Source organism: Pseudomonas sp. GW822-FHT06B12 (genome assembly GCF_058799675.1).
Genome location: NZ_JBXALR010000001.1, coordinates 762,226 through 781,314 on the forward strand (window position 1 = coordinate 762,226; position 19,089 = coordinate 781,314).

The window sequence follows — 19,089 nt, forward strand, 5'->3', positions numbered from 1 at the left end:
TGTCGTTAACGTTGTAAGTTCTGCGCCTCCTTTGAATAAATGAGTCAATCAACAAGGGCGACAGGTAGCCTGACACGGAGGGACTGCGAGAAAAGACGTTGGCGCAAGTGATGTGTCGTATCAAGTCACGCAGTAGCCTGGCGGTGAATCAGGCGTTAGGGCGTAAAGGACGTTTGTGGCAGAAGGGGTATCACGATCGAGCTGTTCGTAAGGACGAGGACGTGCAAACCCTTGCGCGATACGTTATTCAAAACCCGATTCGTGCCGGATTGGTTGAACGGGTTCATGATTACCCGTTATGGGACGCGTGCTGGTTCTGATACCGAGGCGCCCGGTTTTACGACTGCTGCGCAGCCGAACGTCGCCTTCGGCAACTGCTACGGGGTTGTGTACACCGTGGCTTTTGTAGCAGCTGGCGTTGTTGGCGGATGAGAATATGCGCAGCGACGACGGTCGTCAGATTAGTGCACTTGACCCCGAATATTTACTGCGCGCTTTGGGTGCTATAACTAGATGGCGCAAAGCCAGTAATGCTGCGACGTAGTAATCAAATACAACTGTACTGTTATTTAATATTTAAATAGAGCATTGTCCGACAATCCTGTCTGGGGATTGAACTACAAAGATTATTTCGACTCGCCGGTCATTGTTTTCGGGAGTTTTGTGGAATAGTTCAATTTGACGTCAAAAAAGTAGTGGACGTTTGATTTCAAATTGTGTCAGTTTTCTTTCGCCTTCATTGGGCGAGTGATAGGACGATCTCGCCAGAGATTGTCGCTGTCTGACAAAAAACTGTTCCATTGCTAAACAAGGAAGTGTGTTTATGTCGAAAGTAAAAGTGAAAGCTATTGAAACGGCCGACGCAGCACCAAGTTCTGCGTGGTCACAAATCGATAGTTTCAGCCATCAGTATGACCGTGGCGGCAATCTTACGGTCAATGGCAAACCCTCCTACTCGGTAGATCAAGCCGCGACTCAACTGCTGCGTGATGGTGCCTCCTGGCATGATCTCAACGGCAGCGGCAAGATCGAACTCACCTATACGTTTCTGACGAGCCAGACGTCGAACTTCAGCGGTCTGGGCGTTACCGGCTTCAGCCAGTTCAGCTCCTTGCAGAAGGCTCAGGCCGTGCTCGCCATGCAATCCTGGGCGGACGTGGCGAATGTCACCTTCACTGAAGCTGCCAAGGGCGGTGACGGTCACATGACCTTTGGCAACTACAGTGGCGGCCAGGAAGGTGCAGCAGCATTCGCCTTCCTGCCGGGTACTGAGCCTGGCTACGACGGCCAATCGTGGTACCTGACCGGCAGTGGCTACAACGTCAACAAGACCCCGGGCGTGAACAACTACGGTCGTCAGACCCTGACTCACGAAATCGGGCACACCCTCGGTCTGTCTCACCCTGGCGACTACAACGCCGGCGAAGGCAACCCGACCTACAACGATGCGTCCTATGGCCAGGACACTCGTGGCTACAGCCTCATGAGTTACTGGAGTGAAAGCAACACCAACCAGAACTTCAGCAAGGGCGGTGTCGAGGCTTATTCGTCCGGTCCGTTGATGGACGATATTGCTGCGGTGCAGAAACTCTATGGCGCCAACATGAGCACCCGTACCGGTGACACTACCTACGGCTTCAACTCCAACGCTGGCCGCGATTTCTACAGCGCTACCTCGTCGTCGGACAAAGTCGTGTTTTCGGTGTGGGACGCGGGCGGCAAGGACACCCTGGACTTCTCCGGGTTCACCCAAAACCAGAAGATCAACCTCAATGAGGCCTCGTTCTCCGATGTTGGTGGCCTGGTAGGCAACGTTTCCATTGCCAAGGGTGTGACCATCGAGAACGCCATCGGCGGTTCGGGCAACGACTTGCTGATCGGTAACAGCGTGGCCAACGAGCTCAAGGGCGGTGCCGGCAACGACATCCTCTACGGTGCGGGTGGCGCGGACAAACTCTGGGGTGGCAGCGGTTCCGACACCTTCGTGTTTGCAGCAAGCTCCGACTCCAAGCCGGGTGCGGCCGATCAGATCATGGATTTCACCAGCGGTCTGGATAAAATCGACCTGAGTGCCATTACCAACGGCGCAGGCCTGCACTTTGTGAGTTCCTTCACCGGTGCGGTGGGCGACGCGGTATTGAGTTCGATCTCCGGTGGCAGCAGCCTTGCCATCGACTTCTCCGGGCACGGCGTGGCTGACTTCCTGGTCAGCACCGTTGGCCAGGCAGCTACCACGGACATCGTGGCCTGAGTCGATGACTATGGGGGCAGCGCCGATGCGCTGCCCCTTGTCCTTGCCAGCATCGCTGCGGTAGGCGAGGCTGCACAGGCTACAACCTGGGACGAAACACCTTATGACCCATAACGCCTTTACCTACAGGGCAATGGCTTGGCTGATCGCCACGCTGATGATGTTTTCTGGAGATGTAGCCATGGCAAGCAGCCTGAGATTAGCGGACCCGTCGGAACTGGCCGGGGAGTGGCAGGTTTACCAGAAGTCTGCCCCGCAGAACATCTGTGCACTGAAACTTGAGCAGAATCAAACATTGGCTGGCGATATTGAATGCCTCGCCGGTTGGCTGAGTGCAACACCCATCGGTTGGTTCCCGGAACCTGACGGTATATCACTGACCGGTAAAGAAGGTTCAAGAATTATTCATCTTGGCCGACAGCAGGAAGGGCTCTACCAAAGTACCAAACACTCTGATCCGCAGATTGTTTTGCAACGCGCGCCGCACTAAAGGGCAGGGCTGTAAGCCGAATCTTTTCCCGTCATGGAAATAAGGATTCACCCACAGTTTTCCGCTGGCAGCTAAATAAACTGAACTCTATATCGTCATGACATAGGGTTCGTTCGCCTGCCAGTTGCATTATTAAAAGCAATCCCCCCGCCAGAGTGGGGGGGCAGTTTATTGGAACCGTGTCGAACTACCGCGCGGGCTATCAGCTCAGGGAAGATCAATGAGAATGGCGAAGACCACTCCCACTGCACCGCTATTGAAGGCGCTGGGCGACTATAAAAGTATTCTGATCAGCGTTGGTTGTTTCACCGCACTGATTAACGTACTGATGTTAGTGCCGTCGATTTACATGCTCCAGGTCTATGACCGGGTACTGTCGTCGCAGAATGAAACCACTCTGGCCATGCTGTCGTTGATGGTGGTGGGCTTTTTTGTGTTTATCGGTTTGCTGGAGACCGTGCGCAGCTTCATCGTGATTCGCATCGGCAGCCAACTGGAGCGACGTTTCAATCTGCGGGTCTATCAGGCCGCGTTCGAGCGCAACCTGTTCAAGGGCGAGGGCAACGCCGGCCAGTCGTTGGGCGACCTGACCCACATTCGCCAATTCGTCACGGGACCTGCGTTGTTCGCGTTCTTCGATGCACCGTGGTTTCCGGTCTACCTGTTCGTGATCTATCTGTTCAACGTCTGGCTTGGGGTGTTCGCTACCGTCGGCGCAGTGCTGTTGATCGGTTTGGCATTCCTCAATGAGGCGATGACCAAAAAGCCTTTGGGTGAAGCTGGCGGTTACTCGCAACGGTCCACGCAACTGGCCACCAGTCACCTGCACAACGCCGAGACCATCCAGGCGATGGGCATGCTCGGGGCGCTGCGCAAGCGCTGGTTCCAGGTGCATTCGCGCTTTCTCGGCTTGCAGAATCAGGCCAGCGATACCGGCGCGGTCATCAGTTCCCTGAGTAAAACCCTGCGTCTATGCCTGCAATCGTTGGTGCTGGGGCTCGGCGCACTGTTGGTGATCAAGGGCGAGATGACTGCAGGGATGATGATCGCCGGCTCGATCCTGATGGGCCGGGTGCTGAGCCCGATCGATCAGTTGATTGCCGTCTGGAAGCAATGGAGCGGGGCGAAGCTGGCGTATCGGCGGCTGGATGCCTTGCTGCAGGAATTCCCGCCGAGCGACGGCGCCATGGAGTTGCCCGCGCCCAAGGGCCAGGTAACCTTCGAGCAGGTCAGCGCCGGCCCGCCGGGGCAACGCACGGCGACCTTGCACATGGTCAATTTCAACCTCGGGGCCGGCGAAGTGCTGGGCGTGCTCGGTGCGTCCGGCTCCGGTAAATCGACTCTGGCGCGAGTGCTGGTAGGTGTCTGGCCGACCCTGGCCGGCACTGTGCGGCTGGACGGTGCGGACATCCATCGCTGGAACCGCGACGACCTCGGCCCCTACATCGGCTATCTGCCACAGGACATCGAACTGTTCAGTGGCAGTGTCGCCGAAAACATCGCGCGCTTTCGCGAAGCCGACCCGCAGAAGGTTGTCGAGGCGGCTCAACAAGCCGGCGTGCACGAGATGATTCTGCGCTTGCCGCAAGGCTACGACACCCTGCTGGGCGAGGATGGCAGCGGTTTGTCCGGCGGCCAGAAACAGCGCGTGGCCCTGGCCCGAGCACTGTATGGCGGGCCAAGCCTGGTGGTGCTCGATGAGCCGAATTCGAACCTCGACACCATTGGCGAGGCTGCATTGGCCAGTGCGATCGCGCAGATGAAAGCCCAGGGCACCAGCGTGATTCTGGTGACCCACCGCTCTTCGGCGTTGGCCCAGGCCGACAAGTTGCTGGTGCTTAACGAAGGTCGCCTGCAAGCCTTCGGGCCGAGTCAGGAAGTGCTCAAGGCACTCTCTGGCTCACAGCAGTCTGGCGCACAGCAGGAACAACCACGGGAGAAACCCGCGTCACCGGCCGGGCTCAGCATGAGCCGCCAGTATCAGGCCCCGACCAAGAGCAGCGGTGTATGAGCAAGGACAGCGGCATGACAATCGAACAAGGTTACGCACCGGAGCGCCCTGAGCGCGACGCCGGGTTTTTTGCCCGCATGGGCTGGACTCTCGCCGTGGTCGGCGCCGGCAGTTTTTTTCTCTGGGCCAGCCTGGCGCCTCTCGATCAGGGGATTCCGGTGCAGGGCACGGTGGTGGTGTCCGGCAAGCGCAAGGCTGTGCAATCGATGAGTGGCGGCGTGGTCAGCCGGATTCTGGTACGTGAAGGTGAGGCAGTGAAGCAAGGCCAGCCGCTGTTTCGTCTCGACCAGACTCAGGTCGAAGCCGACGTGCAATCCTTGCAAGCCCAGTACCGCATGGCCTGGGCCAGTCTGGCGCGTTGGCAGAGCGAGCGTGACAACCTCAAACAGGTGATTTTTCCGACCGAACTGAGCAGCGACCCCGACCCGCGTCTGGCGTTGGTCCTCGAAGGCCAGCGGCAACTATTCAGCAGCCGCCGCGAAGCGTTTGATCGTGAGCAGGCCGGGCTGCGCGCCAACATCGAAGGCGCCACCGCGCAATTGGCCGGGATGCGTCGGGCACGTACCGACCTGACCGCGCAGGCTGAATCCTTGCGTCAGCAACTGACCAACCTGCAGCCCTTGGCCGACAACGGTTACATCCCGCGCAACCGGTTGATGGATTACCAGCGTCAGCTCTCGCAGGTACAACAGCAGTTGGCGCAGAACACCGGCGAAAGCGGGCGAGTGGACCAGGGCATTGTTGAAACGCGCTTGAAGTTGCAACAGCACAGCGAGGAGTACCAGAAAGAGGTGCGCAGCCAGTTGGCGGACGCACAGCTCAAGAGCCTGACCCTGGAGCAGCAACTGACCTCGGCCGGTTTTAATCTGCAACAAAGTGAAATCGTCGCGCCGGCCGACGGCATTGCAGTCAGCCTCGGCGTACACACCGAAGGCGCAGTGATTCGCCCGGGTGAAACCTTGCTGGAGATCGTGCCCCAAGGCACGCACCTTGAGGTCGAAGGTCACCTGCCGGTGAACCTGATCGACAAGGTCGGCAGCCACTTGCCGGTGGACATCCTGTTCACCGCGTTCAACCAGAGCAAAACCCCTCGGGTACCGGGCGAAGTCAGCCTGATTTCAGCCGACCAGATGGTCGACGAGAAAACCGGCGTGCCGTACTACGTGCTGCGCAGCAGCGTCAGCGATGTGGCCATGGAGAAACTCAACGGGCTGGTGATCAAGCCGGGCATGCCGGCGGAAATGTTCGTACGCACCGGTGAACGCTCACTCCTCAACTATCTGTTCAAACCTCTGCTCGACCGGGCAGGCTCCGCATTGACCGAGGAATAAGGATGTTCCGTCGTATGAGCAAGCTTTCCATTCTCGGGACCGCTATAGCATTGCTGGTCTGTACCCACGTTCACGCCATGGGGCCATTCGAGGTTTACGAACAGGCGCTGCGCAACGATCCGATATTTCTCGGCGCCATCAAGGAACGTGATGCCGGCCTTGAAAACCGCACGATTGGTCGCGCCGGCCTGCTGCCAAAACTGTCGTACAACTACAACAAGGGCCGCAACAACTCCAAGGCCACATCCCTGGACGAGCGCCGCCGCAACCAGACCGAAAACCGTAACTACGACAGCTACGGCTCGACCTTCACCCTGCAGCAACCGTTGTTCGACTACGAGGCCTACGCGGCGTATCGCAAGGGCGTGGCGCAATCGCTGTTCGCCGATGAAAATTTTCGCGGCAAGAGCCAGGAACTGCTGGTGCGGGTGCTGACCTATTACACCCAGGCGCTGTTTGCCCAGGATCAGATCGACATCGCGCAAGCGAAGAAAAAAGCCTTCGAAGAACAGTTCCAGCAGAACGAGCAGATGTTCCGCCAGGGCGAGGGCACCCGCACCGATATTCTCGAAGCGGAATCGCGTTACGAACTGGCCACTGCCGAAGAGATTGAGGCTCGTGATGAGCAAGACGCTTCCTTGCGTGAGCTGGGGGCGCTGATCGGCACGCGGGATATTGATATCAAAGACCTTGAGCCTTTGGGCGAGTCCTTTGAGTCGTTCACCTTGCAACCGGCCAATTTCGACACCTGGCATGAGCTCGCGCTGAGCAACAACCCGAACCTGGCTTCCCAGCGTCAGGCGGTTGAAGTGGCGCGGTTCGAAGTGGAGCGCAATCGCGCCGGGCACTTGCCCAGGGTCAACGCCTACGCGACAGCGCGCAAGAACGAGTCGGAAAGCGGCAACACCTACAACCAGCGTTACGACACCAACACCATCGGTATCGAGGTCACCATACCGCTGTATGCCGGTGGCGGGGTGTCGGCATCGACTCGTCAGGCCAGTCGTTCGATGGAGCAGGCCGAATACGATCTGGACTCGAAAACCCGCGAAACCCTGATCGAACTGCGTCGCCAGTTCAGTGCCTGCCTGTCGGGTGTCAGCAAGCTGCGTGCCTATCAAAAGGCCCTGACGTCGGCTGAAGCGCTGGTGATCTCGACCAAGCAAAGCATCCTCGGCGGCGAGCGGGTCAACCTCGATGCACTGAATGCCGAACAGCAGCTCTACACCACGCGCCGTGACCTGGCCCAGGCCCGTTATGACTATTTGATGGCGTGGACCAAGTTGCATTACTACGCCGGCAACCTGCGTGAAGAGGACCTGGCCAAGGTCGATGAAGCCTTCGGCCCGCGTAAGACCACCCGATAAGCACCTCACTGCAGCACTCCCCCCGGATGGGGGACTACAAGTCTAATAAGGCGAGATGTCATGAACACGGATGTACGTCGTTATAGCTCCCAGCCGATCACCAGCGGCTCATTATTGTTGCTCGTCGCCGCGTTGCCCGCCGCAGTTCACGCGGCCTACCTTGATCCGGGGCAAGCAGGAGATCCCGCCAGCTGGCGCACAGCGGAATACCAACGGGACTGGGGCCTGGAGCGCATGCAGGCGAATCAGGCCTATGCCGCAGGATTCACCGGCAAAGGGGTGAAGATCGGCGCGCTGGACTCAGGTTTTGATCCGAACCATCCCGAAGCCGCACGCTTTCATGCGGTCACGGCCACCGGTAATTACCTCAACGGCGCGCCGTTCAGTGTCAGCGGCAATCACAACGCCAACAACGACTCCCACGGCACCCACGTCACCGGCACCATGGGCGCCGCGCGTGACGGTGTCGGCATGCATGGCGTGGCGTTCAACGCGGATGTGTATGTCGCCAACACCAATCAGAACGACAGCTTCCTCTTTGGCCCCGGCCCCGATCCGCGTTATTTCAAAGCGGCCTATGACGCCTTGGCCGATGCCGGCGTACGGGTGATCAACAACAGCTGGGGCAGCCAGCCCAAGGATGTCGACTACAAGACGATCGAGAGTCTGCACGCCGCCTATGCCCAGCACTGGAACCAGAACACCTGGATCGATGCGGCGGCCGATGTCTCGCGTCGTGGGGTGATCAACGTGTTCAGCGCCGGCAACAGCGGGTACGCCAATGCCAGCGTCCGCGCGGCCCTGCCGTATTTCGAGCCAGACCTGGAAGGCCACTGGTTGGCGGTGTCGGGGCTCGATAAAAACAATCAGCAGAAATACAACCAGTGCGGGATCGCCAAGTACTGGTGCATCAGCACGCCGGGCGCGCAGATCTACAGCACCATCGTCGGTGGCGGTTATGCCAACTACAACGGCACGTCGATGGCGGCGCCGCATGCCACCGGCGCCTTGGCACTGGTGATGGAACGCTACCCGTACATGAACAACCAGCAAGCCTTGCAGGTGCTGCTGACCACCGCGACCCAGCTCGACGGCTCGATCACCGATGCGCCGAGCACTCGGGTCGGTTGGGGCGTGCCCGACCTTGCGCGGGCAATGCGCGGGCCGGGGCAGTTGCTCGGTTCATTCGACGCCAACCTTGGTGCCGGCCAGCGTGATGTATGGAGCAACGACATCTCGGACAAGGCGCTGATACAGCGTCAGAGCGAAGATGCCGCCGAGCACGGCGCCTGGCAACAGACCTTGAAAGACAAGGGCTGGGAAAACGGCGTTGCGGCCAACGCCAGTCAGCAGGACAAGACCGATTACGCGGTGGGCACGGCGCGCGATGCGGCAGCCGCGACACGACTCTATGAAGGCAGCCTGATCAAATCCGGCGCGGGTCAGTTGATTCTGGCCGGGAACAACAGCTATCGCGGTGCGACCACGGTCAATGGCGGCTTGCTGACGGTCAATGGTTCGCTGAGCTCGGCGGTGACGGTCAACGACAGCGGCACCCTTGGCGGTTCCGGGCGGGTCGGCGCATTGACCGCGAAAAGCGGCGGCAGCGTCGCGCCGGGCAACTCGATCGGCACCTTGCACGTGGCCGGCGATGTGACCTTCGAGCCCGGTTCGACCTATGCCGTCGAGCTGTCTCCCACCAGCAGCGACAGCATCGTTGCCGGCGGCACAGCCACGATCCAGGGCGCGACCGTGAGCCTTTCGCGGGAAAACAGTCCGACGCTGTTGAGCCCCGGCGACGTGAAAAGCCTGATCGGTCATCAGTACAACATCCTGCAAGCGGCCGGCGGTATTCAGGGCCAGTTTGCTGCGGTGTTGCCGAATTACGCATTTATCGGCGGCAGTCTCGACTACTCGGCGACCGGCGTGCAATTGGCGATCGAGCGCAATAACAGCTCCTTTGCCAGCGTCGGGCAAACCCCGAATCAACGTTCCGTGGCGGCTGTCGTCGAGCAATTGGGCACGGGCAATCCGGTGTACGAAAGCCTTTTGCTGTCGCCGTCGGCAACGTCGGCCCAACAGGCGTTCCAGCAGTTGTCCGGGGAAATCTACCCAGCGCTCGACACCTTGCTGATCAACGACAGCCGTTACCTGCGTGATGCGGTGGGAGAGCGTTTGCAGGCGGATCCGGCGACCGGCAGTAATGCTTGGGTCAAGGCGCTGGGCGCCTGGGGCAAGACCGATGCGCGTAACGACACGGCAGGTTCGACCATGTCGATTGGCGGCTTGCTGGCCGGGGTCGACGGTTTGCTCGACGAAGACACCCGACTGGGGTTTGTCACTGGCTACAGCGACAGTTCGCTGAACCTGGGCAGTGGCACCCATTCCCGGGCGCAGGTCGACAGCTACCACCTGGGCGCTTACGCCGGACGCGAACTGGGAGCACTGAGTCTGAGTCTCGGCGGTTCTTACAGTTGGCACCGGGCGGATATCAAGCGAGACCTGCAATACGGTGATGTCAGCGCCAGGCAGAAAACCAGGGTCGACGCCAACACCACGCAATTGTTCACCGAAGCCGCCTACCGAATGGAACGGCAGCCCGTGGCACTGGAGCCGTTCGCCAATCTCGCCTATGTGCATCTGGATACCGATGGCTTCACCGAAAAAGGCGATGCCGCAGCGCTGAAAAGTGGTCGCGACACGCGTGATGCGGTGCTCGGCACGTTGGGCGTACGCGCGCTGAAAACCATCAACCTTTCCAGTCAGCAACGGCTCGACCTCGCCGGCACCCTCGGCTGGCAGCACAACCTGAGCGCTACTCAATCGGAAGACCATTTGGCGTTTGCCAGTGGCGGTCCTGGGTTCGCGGTCGAAAGTGCACCACTGGCGCGCGACGCGGCGCTGATCGGGGTTCAGGCAGGGCTGGCATTGGCCAAGGACGTTCGTTTGAACCTTGATTACAACGGCCGTCTGGCCAGCGGCGAAAACAGCCATGGGGTAGGGCTGAGCCTTAATTGGCAGTTCTAAAGAACACCACAGCTTTTGTAGCAGCTGGCGCAGCCTGCGTTCGAGTGCGCAGCGCTCGCCAATGCGGACGACTCGGTGAGCCTGACGTACGACTGCTTCGCAGCCGAACGTTGCCTTCAGCAACTGCTACGGGGGGGAACGCGGAACAAAACAAGACGCGTGCAGGTAAGCACGCCGGGATTCAAGCACGACAACTAAGGAAGGTAGCTGGATGGAAGGCAAGTCTCGCAACAACACGCCTGTGCAAATCGGCATCAGCCGCAAGGCAAAAGCCCTCAATGGGGCCTTTATCGCGTATCTGGCGGCGACCGGTGTCGCTCAGGCCGCACCCTATGTGGAAAGCGGCATGCTTGGCGATCCGAACAGCTGGCGCAGCAGCGAGTTCAACGCCGAATGGGGCCTGGGCGCGATCAACGCTCAGGATGCCTACGCGGCCGGCTACACCGGCAAAGGCGTCAAACTGGGGATCTTCGATCAGCCGGTCTACGCCCAACACCCGGAGTTCTCCGGGGCGAATAAAGTGCTGACCCTGGTCACCAGCGGTATCCGCGAATACACCGACCCCTACATTCCGGTCAAAGCCGGAGATGCCTTTCGGTATGACGGCACACCGTCGGTGGGTTCCGACGGCAAGCTGGGCTCTCACGGCACCCACGTCGGCGGGATTGCCGCCGGCAGCCGCGATGGCAGCCCGATGCACGGCGTGGCCTTCAATGCGCAAATCATCAGCGCCGACAACGGCGACCCGGGCCCTGAAGACGGGATCATTCTCGGCAACGACGGCGCGGTCTACAAAGCCGGCTGGGACGCTCTGCGAGAAAGCGGTGCACGGATCATCAACAACAGCTGGGGCATCGGCATCACCGACCGCTTCAAAAAGGGGGGCAAGGACCCGGCGTTCGCGCATTTCACCGTGCAGGACGGCCAGGCTCAGTTCGATCAGATCCAGCCGCTACTCAACACCAAACAGGGCGGTGCTTACCGAGGCGCCATCGACGCGGCCCGTAGCGGCATCGTGACGATCTTCGCCGCTGGTAACGACTACAACCTCAACAACCCGGACGCGATTGCCGGCCTGGGTTACTTCGTGCCGGACATTGCCGCGAACTGGGTCACCGTCGCGGCTCTGCAAATGAACCCGGACACCAATAGTCCCAATCCCTACATCATCAGCACCTTCTCGTCGCGTTGCGGTTATACCGCAGGCTTTTGCGTGTCGGCACCGGGTACCAAGATCTACAGCGCAGTGATCGGCGGCACCAGCGTCGACAACCTGACCATGGGCTATGCCAACAAGAACGGCACCTCGATGGCCGCGCCACACGTGGCCGGCGCCACGGCAGTGTTGATGGAACGCTTCCCGTACATGACCGGCGCGCAGGTCGCCACAGTACTGAAAACCACCGCCACCGACCTCGGCGCTCCGGGCATCGATTCGTTGTACGGCTGGGGCATGATCAACCTGCGCAAGGGTATCGATGGTCCGGGCATGTTCGTCGCCGACGCCGACATTCCGCAGGAATTCCGCGTGGCCGGGGCCTATGGCTCAGGCCAGTTTGTCGCCGACCTGCCAGGTATTGGCGCGGTCATCGATGCTGGCAAGCCGACGCAGCGAATCTGTAATGACATCAGTTGCGGGCTCGATGTCTGGCGCAACGATATATCCGGTCACGGTGGTTTGACCAAGCAGGGTATCGGTACGCTGGTGATGACCGGCAGCAACACATATGCCGGGCCAACCCTGGTGAATCAGGGGCGGTTGGCGGTTAACGGTTCGTTGCTGTCAGCGGTCACGGTCAATGACAGCGGCATCCTCGGTGGTTCCGGGCGGGTCGGCGCATTGACCGCGAAAAGCGGCGGCACCGTCGCACCGGGCAACTCGATCGGCACCTTGCACGTGGCCGGCGATGTGACCTTCGAGCCCGGTTCGACCTATGCCGTCGAGCTGTCGCCCACCAGCAGCGACAGCATCGTTGCCGGCGGCACAGCCACGATCCAGGGCGCGACCGTGAGCCTTTCGCGGGAAAACAGTCCGACGCTGTTGAGTCCCAGCGACGTGAAGAGCCTGATCGGTCATCAGTACAACATCCTGCAAGCGGCTGGCGGTATTCAGGGCCAGTTTGCCGCGGTGTTGCCAAACTACGCGTTTATCGGTGGCAGTCTCGATTACTCGGCGACCGGCGTGCAATTGGCGATCGTGCGTAACGGCAACTCCTTTGCCAGCGTCGGGCAAACCCCGAATCAGCGCTCTGTGGCCGTCGCCGCCGAGCAGTTGGGCGCGGGCGATCCGGTGTATGAAAGCCTGCTGCTGTCACCGAGCGCGGCGGCCGCGCAGCAAGCTTTCCAGCAACTGTCCGGGGAAATTCATCCGGCGGTTGGCACCTTGCTGGTCAACGATTCGCGCTATCTGCGTGATGCCGTCGGTGAGCGTCTGCGCGATGGCGGCCTCTATGACGCCGCGACGCCCAACAGCAACGAGAACAACGCCTGGGTCAAAGTGCTGGGGGCGTGGGGCAAGACCGACAGCGGCCACGACAACGCCAACTACACCAGCTCCATCAGCGGTGTGCTGGCCGGGGGCGACGGTTTGATTGCCGAGCACACTCGACTGGGTTTCGTCACTGGCTACAGCAACAGCTCGTTGAACATGGGCGATGGCACCCATTCTTCTGCCTCGGTCGACAGCTATCACCTGGGTCTGTACGCCGGGCATGAAATGGACGCGCTGCGTCTGAGCGTCGGCGGTGCGTACAGCTGGCATCGCATCGACACTCAACGCGATGTGCAGTTCGGCGACATCAGCACCAAGCAGAAATCCAAGCGCGATGCGCACACCACACAAGTGTTCACTGAGGCGGCCTATCGCCTGGACCTGCAACCGTTAGCGCTGGAGCCATTCGCCAATCTGGCCTACGTGCACCTCGGCAGCGACAGCTTTACCGAGAAGGGCGGTGCGGCGGCACTCAAGGGCGGCGACGACAACCGCGATGCAGTGCTTTCCACGCTGGGCCTGCGAGCGAACAAACGCCTGGCGCTCACCGAGCATCAGCAACTCGACCTGTCCGGGACCCTGGGCTGGCAGCACAACCTGAGCAATACCCACTCCGAGGAAAACCTCGCGTTTGCATCCGGCGCTACGCCGTTTGCCGTGCAAAGCGTTTCCATGGACCGCAACGCGGCCGTGGTCGGCGTTCGCGCAGGCCTGGCGCTAGCGCGCGATATCACCCTGAACCTGGATTACAACGGACTGCTGGGCTCGAGGGACAAGACCCATGGCGTCGGGCTGACCCTCGACTGGCAGTTCTGATTTGAAAAACCGCAACACGTACCAGCAATGAAGAGGCAAGAAAATGGGTGTTTTTGATTACAGGAAGTTCGGCAGCGACGCCAGCAAGGCGTTGTACAGCGATGCGATTGCATTGACGCTGTACGCCTACACGCCGACCGGCAAGCCATTGGCTTCCGGCTGGACGCCGGTCACCGCCGGACAATTGGGCTATCAGGGCAAGGTCGGTGCCCAGGGCACGTTCTTTGGCGAGCAGGACGGCTTTACCAGTGCCGAAGCCGAAGTGCTGGCCAAGTACGACGCCGCGGGCAAGCTGATCTCCCTCGGCATTTCCTTTCGTGGCACTGGAGGCCTTGGTTACAGCGACACCTACGGCGACATGAAGAACAATCTGCTGGCCGCTGTCGGCCCGACGGATTATGCGAAGAACTATGCCAAAAGCGCCTTCGACACCTTGCTCAAGGATGTCGCGGCGTTCGCCAGCGCCAAGGGTCTGAGCGCCAAGGATGTGCTGATCACTGGCCACAGTCTGGGCGGTCTGGGCGCCAACAGCGTGGCCGACTTGAGTGCCGACCATTGGGGCGGTTACTTCAAGGAGGCCAACTACGTGACCTTCGCTTCGCCAACCCAAAGCTCGGCGGGCACCCATGTGTTGAACATCGGTTATGAAAACGACCCGGTGTTTCGTGTGCTCGATGGCACCACCTTCAGCAGTTCATCGCTGTACAAGCACGACAAGCCCCAGGAGTCGGCGACCAACAATATCGTCAACGTCAACGACCACTACGTCTCCACCCAGATGACCCCGTTCAGCATTGCCAACCCGCAGCACTGGGCGGCGCACAGCTCCCTCGGTTATGCCGACGGCCTGAACCGGGTCATTGGCTCGAGCTTCTACGACCTCACCAGCAAGGACTCGACGATCCTCGTCTCGACCTTGTCGGAGTCGTTGCGGGCCAGCACCTGGATCGAAGACCTGGGCCGCAGCGGTGAAACGCACACCGGCAGTACCTTCATCATCGGCACCGACAGCAACGATCTGTTGCGCGGTGGCACGGGCAATGACTTCCTCGAAGGCCGCGACGGCAATGACACCTTCAGGGACGCAGGTGGCTACAACATCCTGCTCGGTGGCAAAGGGCAGAACGTTTTCGACCTGCAACAGCCGCTGAAGAACTTCACCTTTGCCAACGATGGTGACGGCACGCTGTATGTGCGCGACAGCTACGGCGGCATCAGCATGACCCGCGACATCGGCGCGCTGGTGAGCAAGGAGTCGGGGGCCATGTGGGGTCTGCTGAACAAGGACGTTACCTACAACGTCACCGCCAAAGGCCTGCTGGCCGGCACCGAGCTGACTCACTACAACCACTCGCTCAACGGCGATGCCTACGGCAATTCACTGGTGGCGACCGCCGACGGTGACTGGCTGTTCGGATTGTCCGGCAACGACGTGCTGCGCAGCGACAAAAGCCAGGTGACGTTCGTGGGCGGCGAGGGCAATGACGTTATGTATGCCGCCGGTGGCCACAACACTTTCCTGTTCAGCGGCGCGTTCGGCTTTGACGCCATCAATGGCTACCAGGGCAGCGACAAACTGGTGTTCATGGGCGTTCAAGGCGCGGGGCAGGGCTATGACTACAGCCAGCATGTTTCGCAATCGGGTAACGACACGCTGCTCAAGGTCGGCGACTACGCGGTGACGCTGGTGGGTGTCGGCCTGAACAACCTGTCTGGTGCGGAGATCGTATTTGTTTAAACCGCAGCACAAGGCATTGCACTAAATAGAACGCCCTGCGCTGCGGGGCGTTCCAGCTGCGTGAGCTATCTCTAACAACTTCAACAAAAGAGAGGCAATACCATGGGTGTTTATGACTACAAAAACCACAACTCGGCCGAATCAAAAGCGCTGTTTTCCGATGCGCTGGCGATCACGCTGTATTCCTATCACAACCTCGATAATGGCTTTGCCACGGGCTATCAGCACAATGGTTTCGGCCTCGGGTTACCGGCGACGCTGGTCACCGCGCTGATCGGCGGCACAGACTCGCAAGGGGTGATTCCCGGCGTTCCCTGGAACCCCGATTCGGAAAAAGCCGCGCTGGATGCAGTGCAGAAAGCTGGCTGGACACCGATCACCGCCAGCCAGTTAGGCTATGACGGCAAGGTCGATGTACGGGGAACCTTCTTTGGCGAGAAAGCCGGTTACACCACGGCTCAAGTCGAGATCCTCGGCAAGTACGACGCTCAAGGGCATCTCACGGAAATCGGCATCGCCTTTCGTGGCACCAGTGGTCCCCGTGAAATACAGATTTCGGACTCCATCGGTGATGTAATCAACGACCTGATGGCGGCGTTGGGTCCCAAGGATTACGCCAAGAACTACGTCGGTGAAGCCTTTGGTTCACTGCTCAAGAATGTTGCTGAGTTTGCTGCGGCCAATGGCCTGAGCGGCAAGGACGTGCTGGTCAGCGGCCACAGCCTCGGCGGGCTGGCGGTCAATAGCCTGGCGGACCTGAGCGGCGATCACTGGAACGGCTTCTACAAGGATTCCAACTACGTCGCCTACGCGTCACCAACCCAGAGCAGCACTGACAAAGTGCTGAACATCGGCTACGAAAACGATCCGGTATTTCGTGCGCTGGACGGTTCAACGTTCAACCTGGCATCGGTCGGCGTACACGATGCCCATCAGGACTCGGCAACCAACAACATCGTCAGCTTCAACGACCATTACGCCTCGGCGGCCTGGAACATGCTGCCGTTTTCGATCCTCAACGTTCCGACCTGGATTTCCCATCTGCCCACCGGTTACGGCGATGGCATGACCCGGGTACTGGAGTCGAAGTTCTACGACCTGACCAGCAAGGACTCGACCATCATCGTCGCCAACCTGTCGGATCCTGCGCGCGCTAACACCTGGGTTCAGGACCTCAACCGCAACGCCGAAACTCACAAGGGCAGCACCTTTATCATAGGCAGTAACGGTGACGACCTGATCCAGGGGGGCAAAGGCAATGACTACCTGGAGGGCGGCGACGGCAACGACACGTTCAGGGATTCCGGTGGTTACAACATCCTGCTGGGCGGTAAGGGCAGCAACACACTGGACCTGCAGCAGTCGGTGAAAAACTTCGATTTCGCCAACGACGGCGCTGGCACCCTGTATGTGCGCGATGCCAACGGCGGGATCAGCATTACCCGCGACATCGGCAGCATCATCAGCAAAGAACCGGGGTTCCTCTGGGGCTTGCTCAAGGATGACGTGACCCATAGCGTCACCGACAAAGGCTTGCAGGTCGGCAATAACCTGACCCAGTACGCGTCATCGGTGAAGGGCAACGCGGGAGACAATGTCCTCACGGCGCATGCGGCTGGCGATTGGTTGTTTGGCCTGGATGGCAATGATCATCTGATCGGCGGCAAGGGCAATGACGTGTTTGTCGGCGGTGCCGGTAATGACCTGATGGAGTCGGGAGGGGGAAAAAACACCTTCCTGTTCAGCGGCGACTTCGGCAACGATCGGATTGTGGGCTACCAGAGCAGCGACAAGCTGGTCTTCCTCGGCGTCGAAGGTGTCGGGCAAAACTACGACGTACGCGACCACGCCAAAGCGGTTGGCGCCGATACCGTGCTGAGCTTCGGCAACGACTCGGTGACACTGGTCGGGGTTGGGCTCGATCACCTGGCCAGTTCAGGCGTGGTTATCGCCTGACGTTAAAAAGCCCGGTGCGAACGTCGATTCGCGCCGGGCTTTTCAGCGTTTATTCATAGTGAATCACGATGCCTTTGAGCTTGCGTCTCTGCTCGGTGTGGACATCCCGATTCAGCGGAAGCGGAGCGCTGACGTAAGCCGATATTGGCAGGACCATGTCGTAGATCACCACCACCGCATCGCCGCCGATTTTTGCCGTTTCTTCACGCAGTTTCTGCTCGAACTCGTTGACGGGCGGAGCCGGCTGCTCGCTTGAGTGCAGAATCACTTCACCCAACCGCGTGTACGGTCGTGTGGGCGCGCTACGCAATATCTGCACCGAGTTCGGGGACGTGGCGGCTGTGTGCTGGACACCGGCGTATTCGGTGGTGTGCGAATGGATACTACTGCACGCACTGAGCCCGAATACCGCAAGGGCCAGCGCCAGTACTTTGAAGCCAGGCAGGGCAAGCGCGAAGTCCTTATCGCTCAAAGGGCGTTGTAGGGTCTGCACACTGATAATTCCTTGTGATCGAAAAAGGTGACCTGTCGCTACACGGAAGGCTCCAATACCTGACAAAAGCACTTCGCCGGACTTAGGAAAAGCCTGTCGATGCTGAGAGAATAGCCACAATGTTCCAGCGAGCCAGGCGTAAAAGAGCGTTTTCTGCGTGTGCTTCGGTGTTTTTTTCTGCAATGGCATTAAACCATCGGCCACGCCATACGTTTCCAGGTGGCACTACTGCTGCGCGCAACACAGGCGCCAGGCGCGGAGAACTGAAAACAGGAGATTGAACACAGTGAGTAACAGCAAGAGGCAGGCAGTCGCAGCAGCGCTGATGATTTTATCGGCGAGCGCGATGGCTGAGGAGTTGCCTCATGGCTCGATTTTGAACCGATACGGTGTGACCGCCGATCAACTGCCAATGCCCACACAGGCCGAACAGACTGAGCCTGACCCCGAGAAAAGCCGTTTTCAGATTCAGCCGGAACAACCCTGGGTGAAACTCAGCCTGGGTGACGGCAAACAGCCGCCAGTGACCGGCAACATCAGCATCGATAACGCGAATGCTCGGGATTACGAGCGTTGCCAAACTATCAGGGGGCAAATGCTGCGGCGCGGTGGGCAGGTTATTTCCTGCGATAACAGTATTCCGGGGCAAGACCCTACACTGCTAACGCCTTAAAGCTTTCGATCATTTTCCTTTGCGGATGGTGGCGACGTCGTCCGCCTTGACCTTGATTTTGGCGCCGGAAATGTCCTCGAACTCAACGAAGCCGCCTGTGCCCTTGGTTTTAGGCATGTCCGTGGTCAAATACTGGGTGCCGTTTTGCAACGTCACGACTGTTGGTGACGCGCAACCACCTAATGCCAGCAAGCCCACGATGGCCAGGGGCAAGCTCAGAATGCGGATATTCATAGACAAACCTCTCTTTCAGAATTCTCTAGATCGTTTTGGCGCACGGGTGCGTTATTTCGATACTGACCGTCCTTGGTGTCACTCATTTCGGTAAAGTTCGGTTCAAGGCTGAAAAAGCCACCAAACCGGTTAATGCCAGTCAGTTAAGTGGACACAAGGTTCGAAACAGCAAAGATCGAATGTGGGAGCGAGCTTGCTCGCGATAGCGGTG

Annotated in this window: 12 protein-coding genes and 1 pseudogene; 11 read left to right on the forward strand and 2 right to left on the reverse strand. The window is 59.5% G+C overall.

Translation table 11 applies throughout. From position 1 onward, the window contains the following. Positions 1-83: 83 nt before the first annotated feature. The 10 genes and pseudogenes from AC1RKH_RS03560 to AC1RKH_RS03605 form a co-directional block, all read left to right on the forward strand. Positions 84-320 (forward strand): annotated as a pseudogene (locus AC1RKH_RS03560) (transposase); the annotation flags it as partial. A 503-nt stretch (positions 321-823) separates the two neighbouring features. Next, a complete protein-coding gene (locus AC1RKH_RS03565) occupies positions 824-2,251 on the forward strand; it encodes a serralysin family metalloprotease (RefSeq protein ID WP_493061130.1) in 1,428 nt (475 codons plus the stop codon). A 103-nt stretch (positions 2,252-2,354) separates the two neighbouring features. Continuing rightward, the gene (locus tag AC1RKH_RS03570) at positions 2,355-2,741 is read left to right on the forward strand and encodes an AprI/Inh family metalloprotease inhibitor (RefSeq protein ID WP_493061131.1); all 387 of its coding nucleotides are present in this window, start codon (positions 2,355-2,357) and stop codon (positions 2,739-2,741) included. Between the two features lie 220 nt (positions 2,742-2,961). Beyond that, the gene (locus AC1RKH_RS03575; RefSeq protein ID WP_493061132.1) at positions 2,962-4,752 is read left to right on the forward strand and encodes a type I secretion system permease/ATPase; all 1,791 of its coding nucleotides are present in this window, start codon (positions 2,962-2,964) and stop codon (positions 4,750-4,752) included. Positions 4,753-4,766: 14 nt separating this feature from the next. Continuing rightward, positions 4,767-6,083, forward strand: a complete 1,317-nt coding sequence (locus AC1RKH_RS03580; RefSeq protein ID WP_493061133.1) for an HlyD family type I secretion periplasmic adaptor subunit — start codon at positions 4,767-4,769, stop codon at positions 6,081-6,083. A 2-nt stretch (positions 6,084-6,085) separates the two neighbouring features. Beyond that, positions 6,086-7,450 (forward strand): TolC family outer membrane protein, encoded by a 1,365-nt coding sequence (locus AC1RKH_RS03585; protein ID WP_493061134.1) that lies wholly within the window; start codon positions 6,086-6,088, stop codon positions 7,448-7,450. A 60-nt stretch (positions 7,451-7,510) separates the two neighbouring features. Continuing rightward, positions 7,511-10,477 (forward strand): autotransporter serine peptidase EprS, encoded by a 2,967-nt coding sequence (gene eprS / locus AC1RKH_RS03590; RefSeq protein ID WP_493061135.1) that lies wholly within the window; start codon positions 7,511-7,513, stop codon positions 10,475-10,477. Between the two features lie 211 nt (positions 10,478-10,688). Then, a complete protein-coding gene (locus tag AC1RKH_RS03595; RefSeq protein ID WP_493061136.1) occupies positions 10,689-13,784 on the forward strand; it encodes an autotransporter domain-containing protein in 3,096 nt (1,031 codons plus the stop codon). A gap of 43 nt (positions 13,785-13,827) precedes the next feature. Beyond that, positions 13,828-15,522, forward strand: a complete 1,695-nt coding sequence (locus tag AC1RKH_RS03600; RefSeq protein WP_493061137.1) for a polyurethane esterase — start codon at positions 13,828-13,830, stop codon at positions 15,520-15,522. 102 nt (positions 15,523-15,624) lie between these two features. Next, positions 15,625-17,478: a polyurethane esterase gene (locus AC1RKH_RS03605; protein WP_493061138.1), complete on the forward strand. Its 1,854-nt coding sequence runs from the start codon at positions 15,625-15,627 to the stop codon at positions 17,476-17,478. A 49-nt stretch (positions 17,479-17,527) separates the two neighbouring features. Here the strand turns inward: AC1RKH_RS03605 and AC1RKH_RS03610 are convergent, their stop codons facing one another. Further along, positions 17,528-17,950, reverse strand: a complete 423-nt coding sequence (locus AC1RKH_RS03610; RefSeq protein ID WP_493061381.1) for a hypothetical protein — start codon at positions 17,948-17,950, stop codon at positions 17,528-17,530. A gap of 307 nt (positions 17,951-18,257) precedes the next feature. Between AC1RKH_RS03610 and AC1RKH_RS03615 the strand changes: the two genes are divergently transcribed. Next, positions 18,258-18,644, forward strand: a complete 387-nt coding sequence (locus AC1RKH_RS03615; RefSeq protein ID WP_493061139.1) for a hypothetical protein — start codon at positions 18,258-18,260, stop codon at positions 18,642-18,644. Positions 18,645-18,653: 9 nt separating this feature from the next. On the opposite strand, the gene AC1RKH_RS03620 is transcribed toward AC1RKH_RS03615, so the two are convergent. Beyond that, positions 18,654-18,878, reverse strand: a complete 225-nt coding sequence (locus AC1RKH_RS03620; RefSeq protein ID WP_123424579.1) for a YgdI/YgdR family lipoprotein — start codon at positions 18,876-18,878, stop codon at positions 18,654-18,656. Positions 18,879-19,089: the final 211 nt, after the last annotated feature.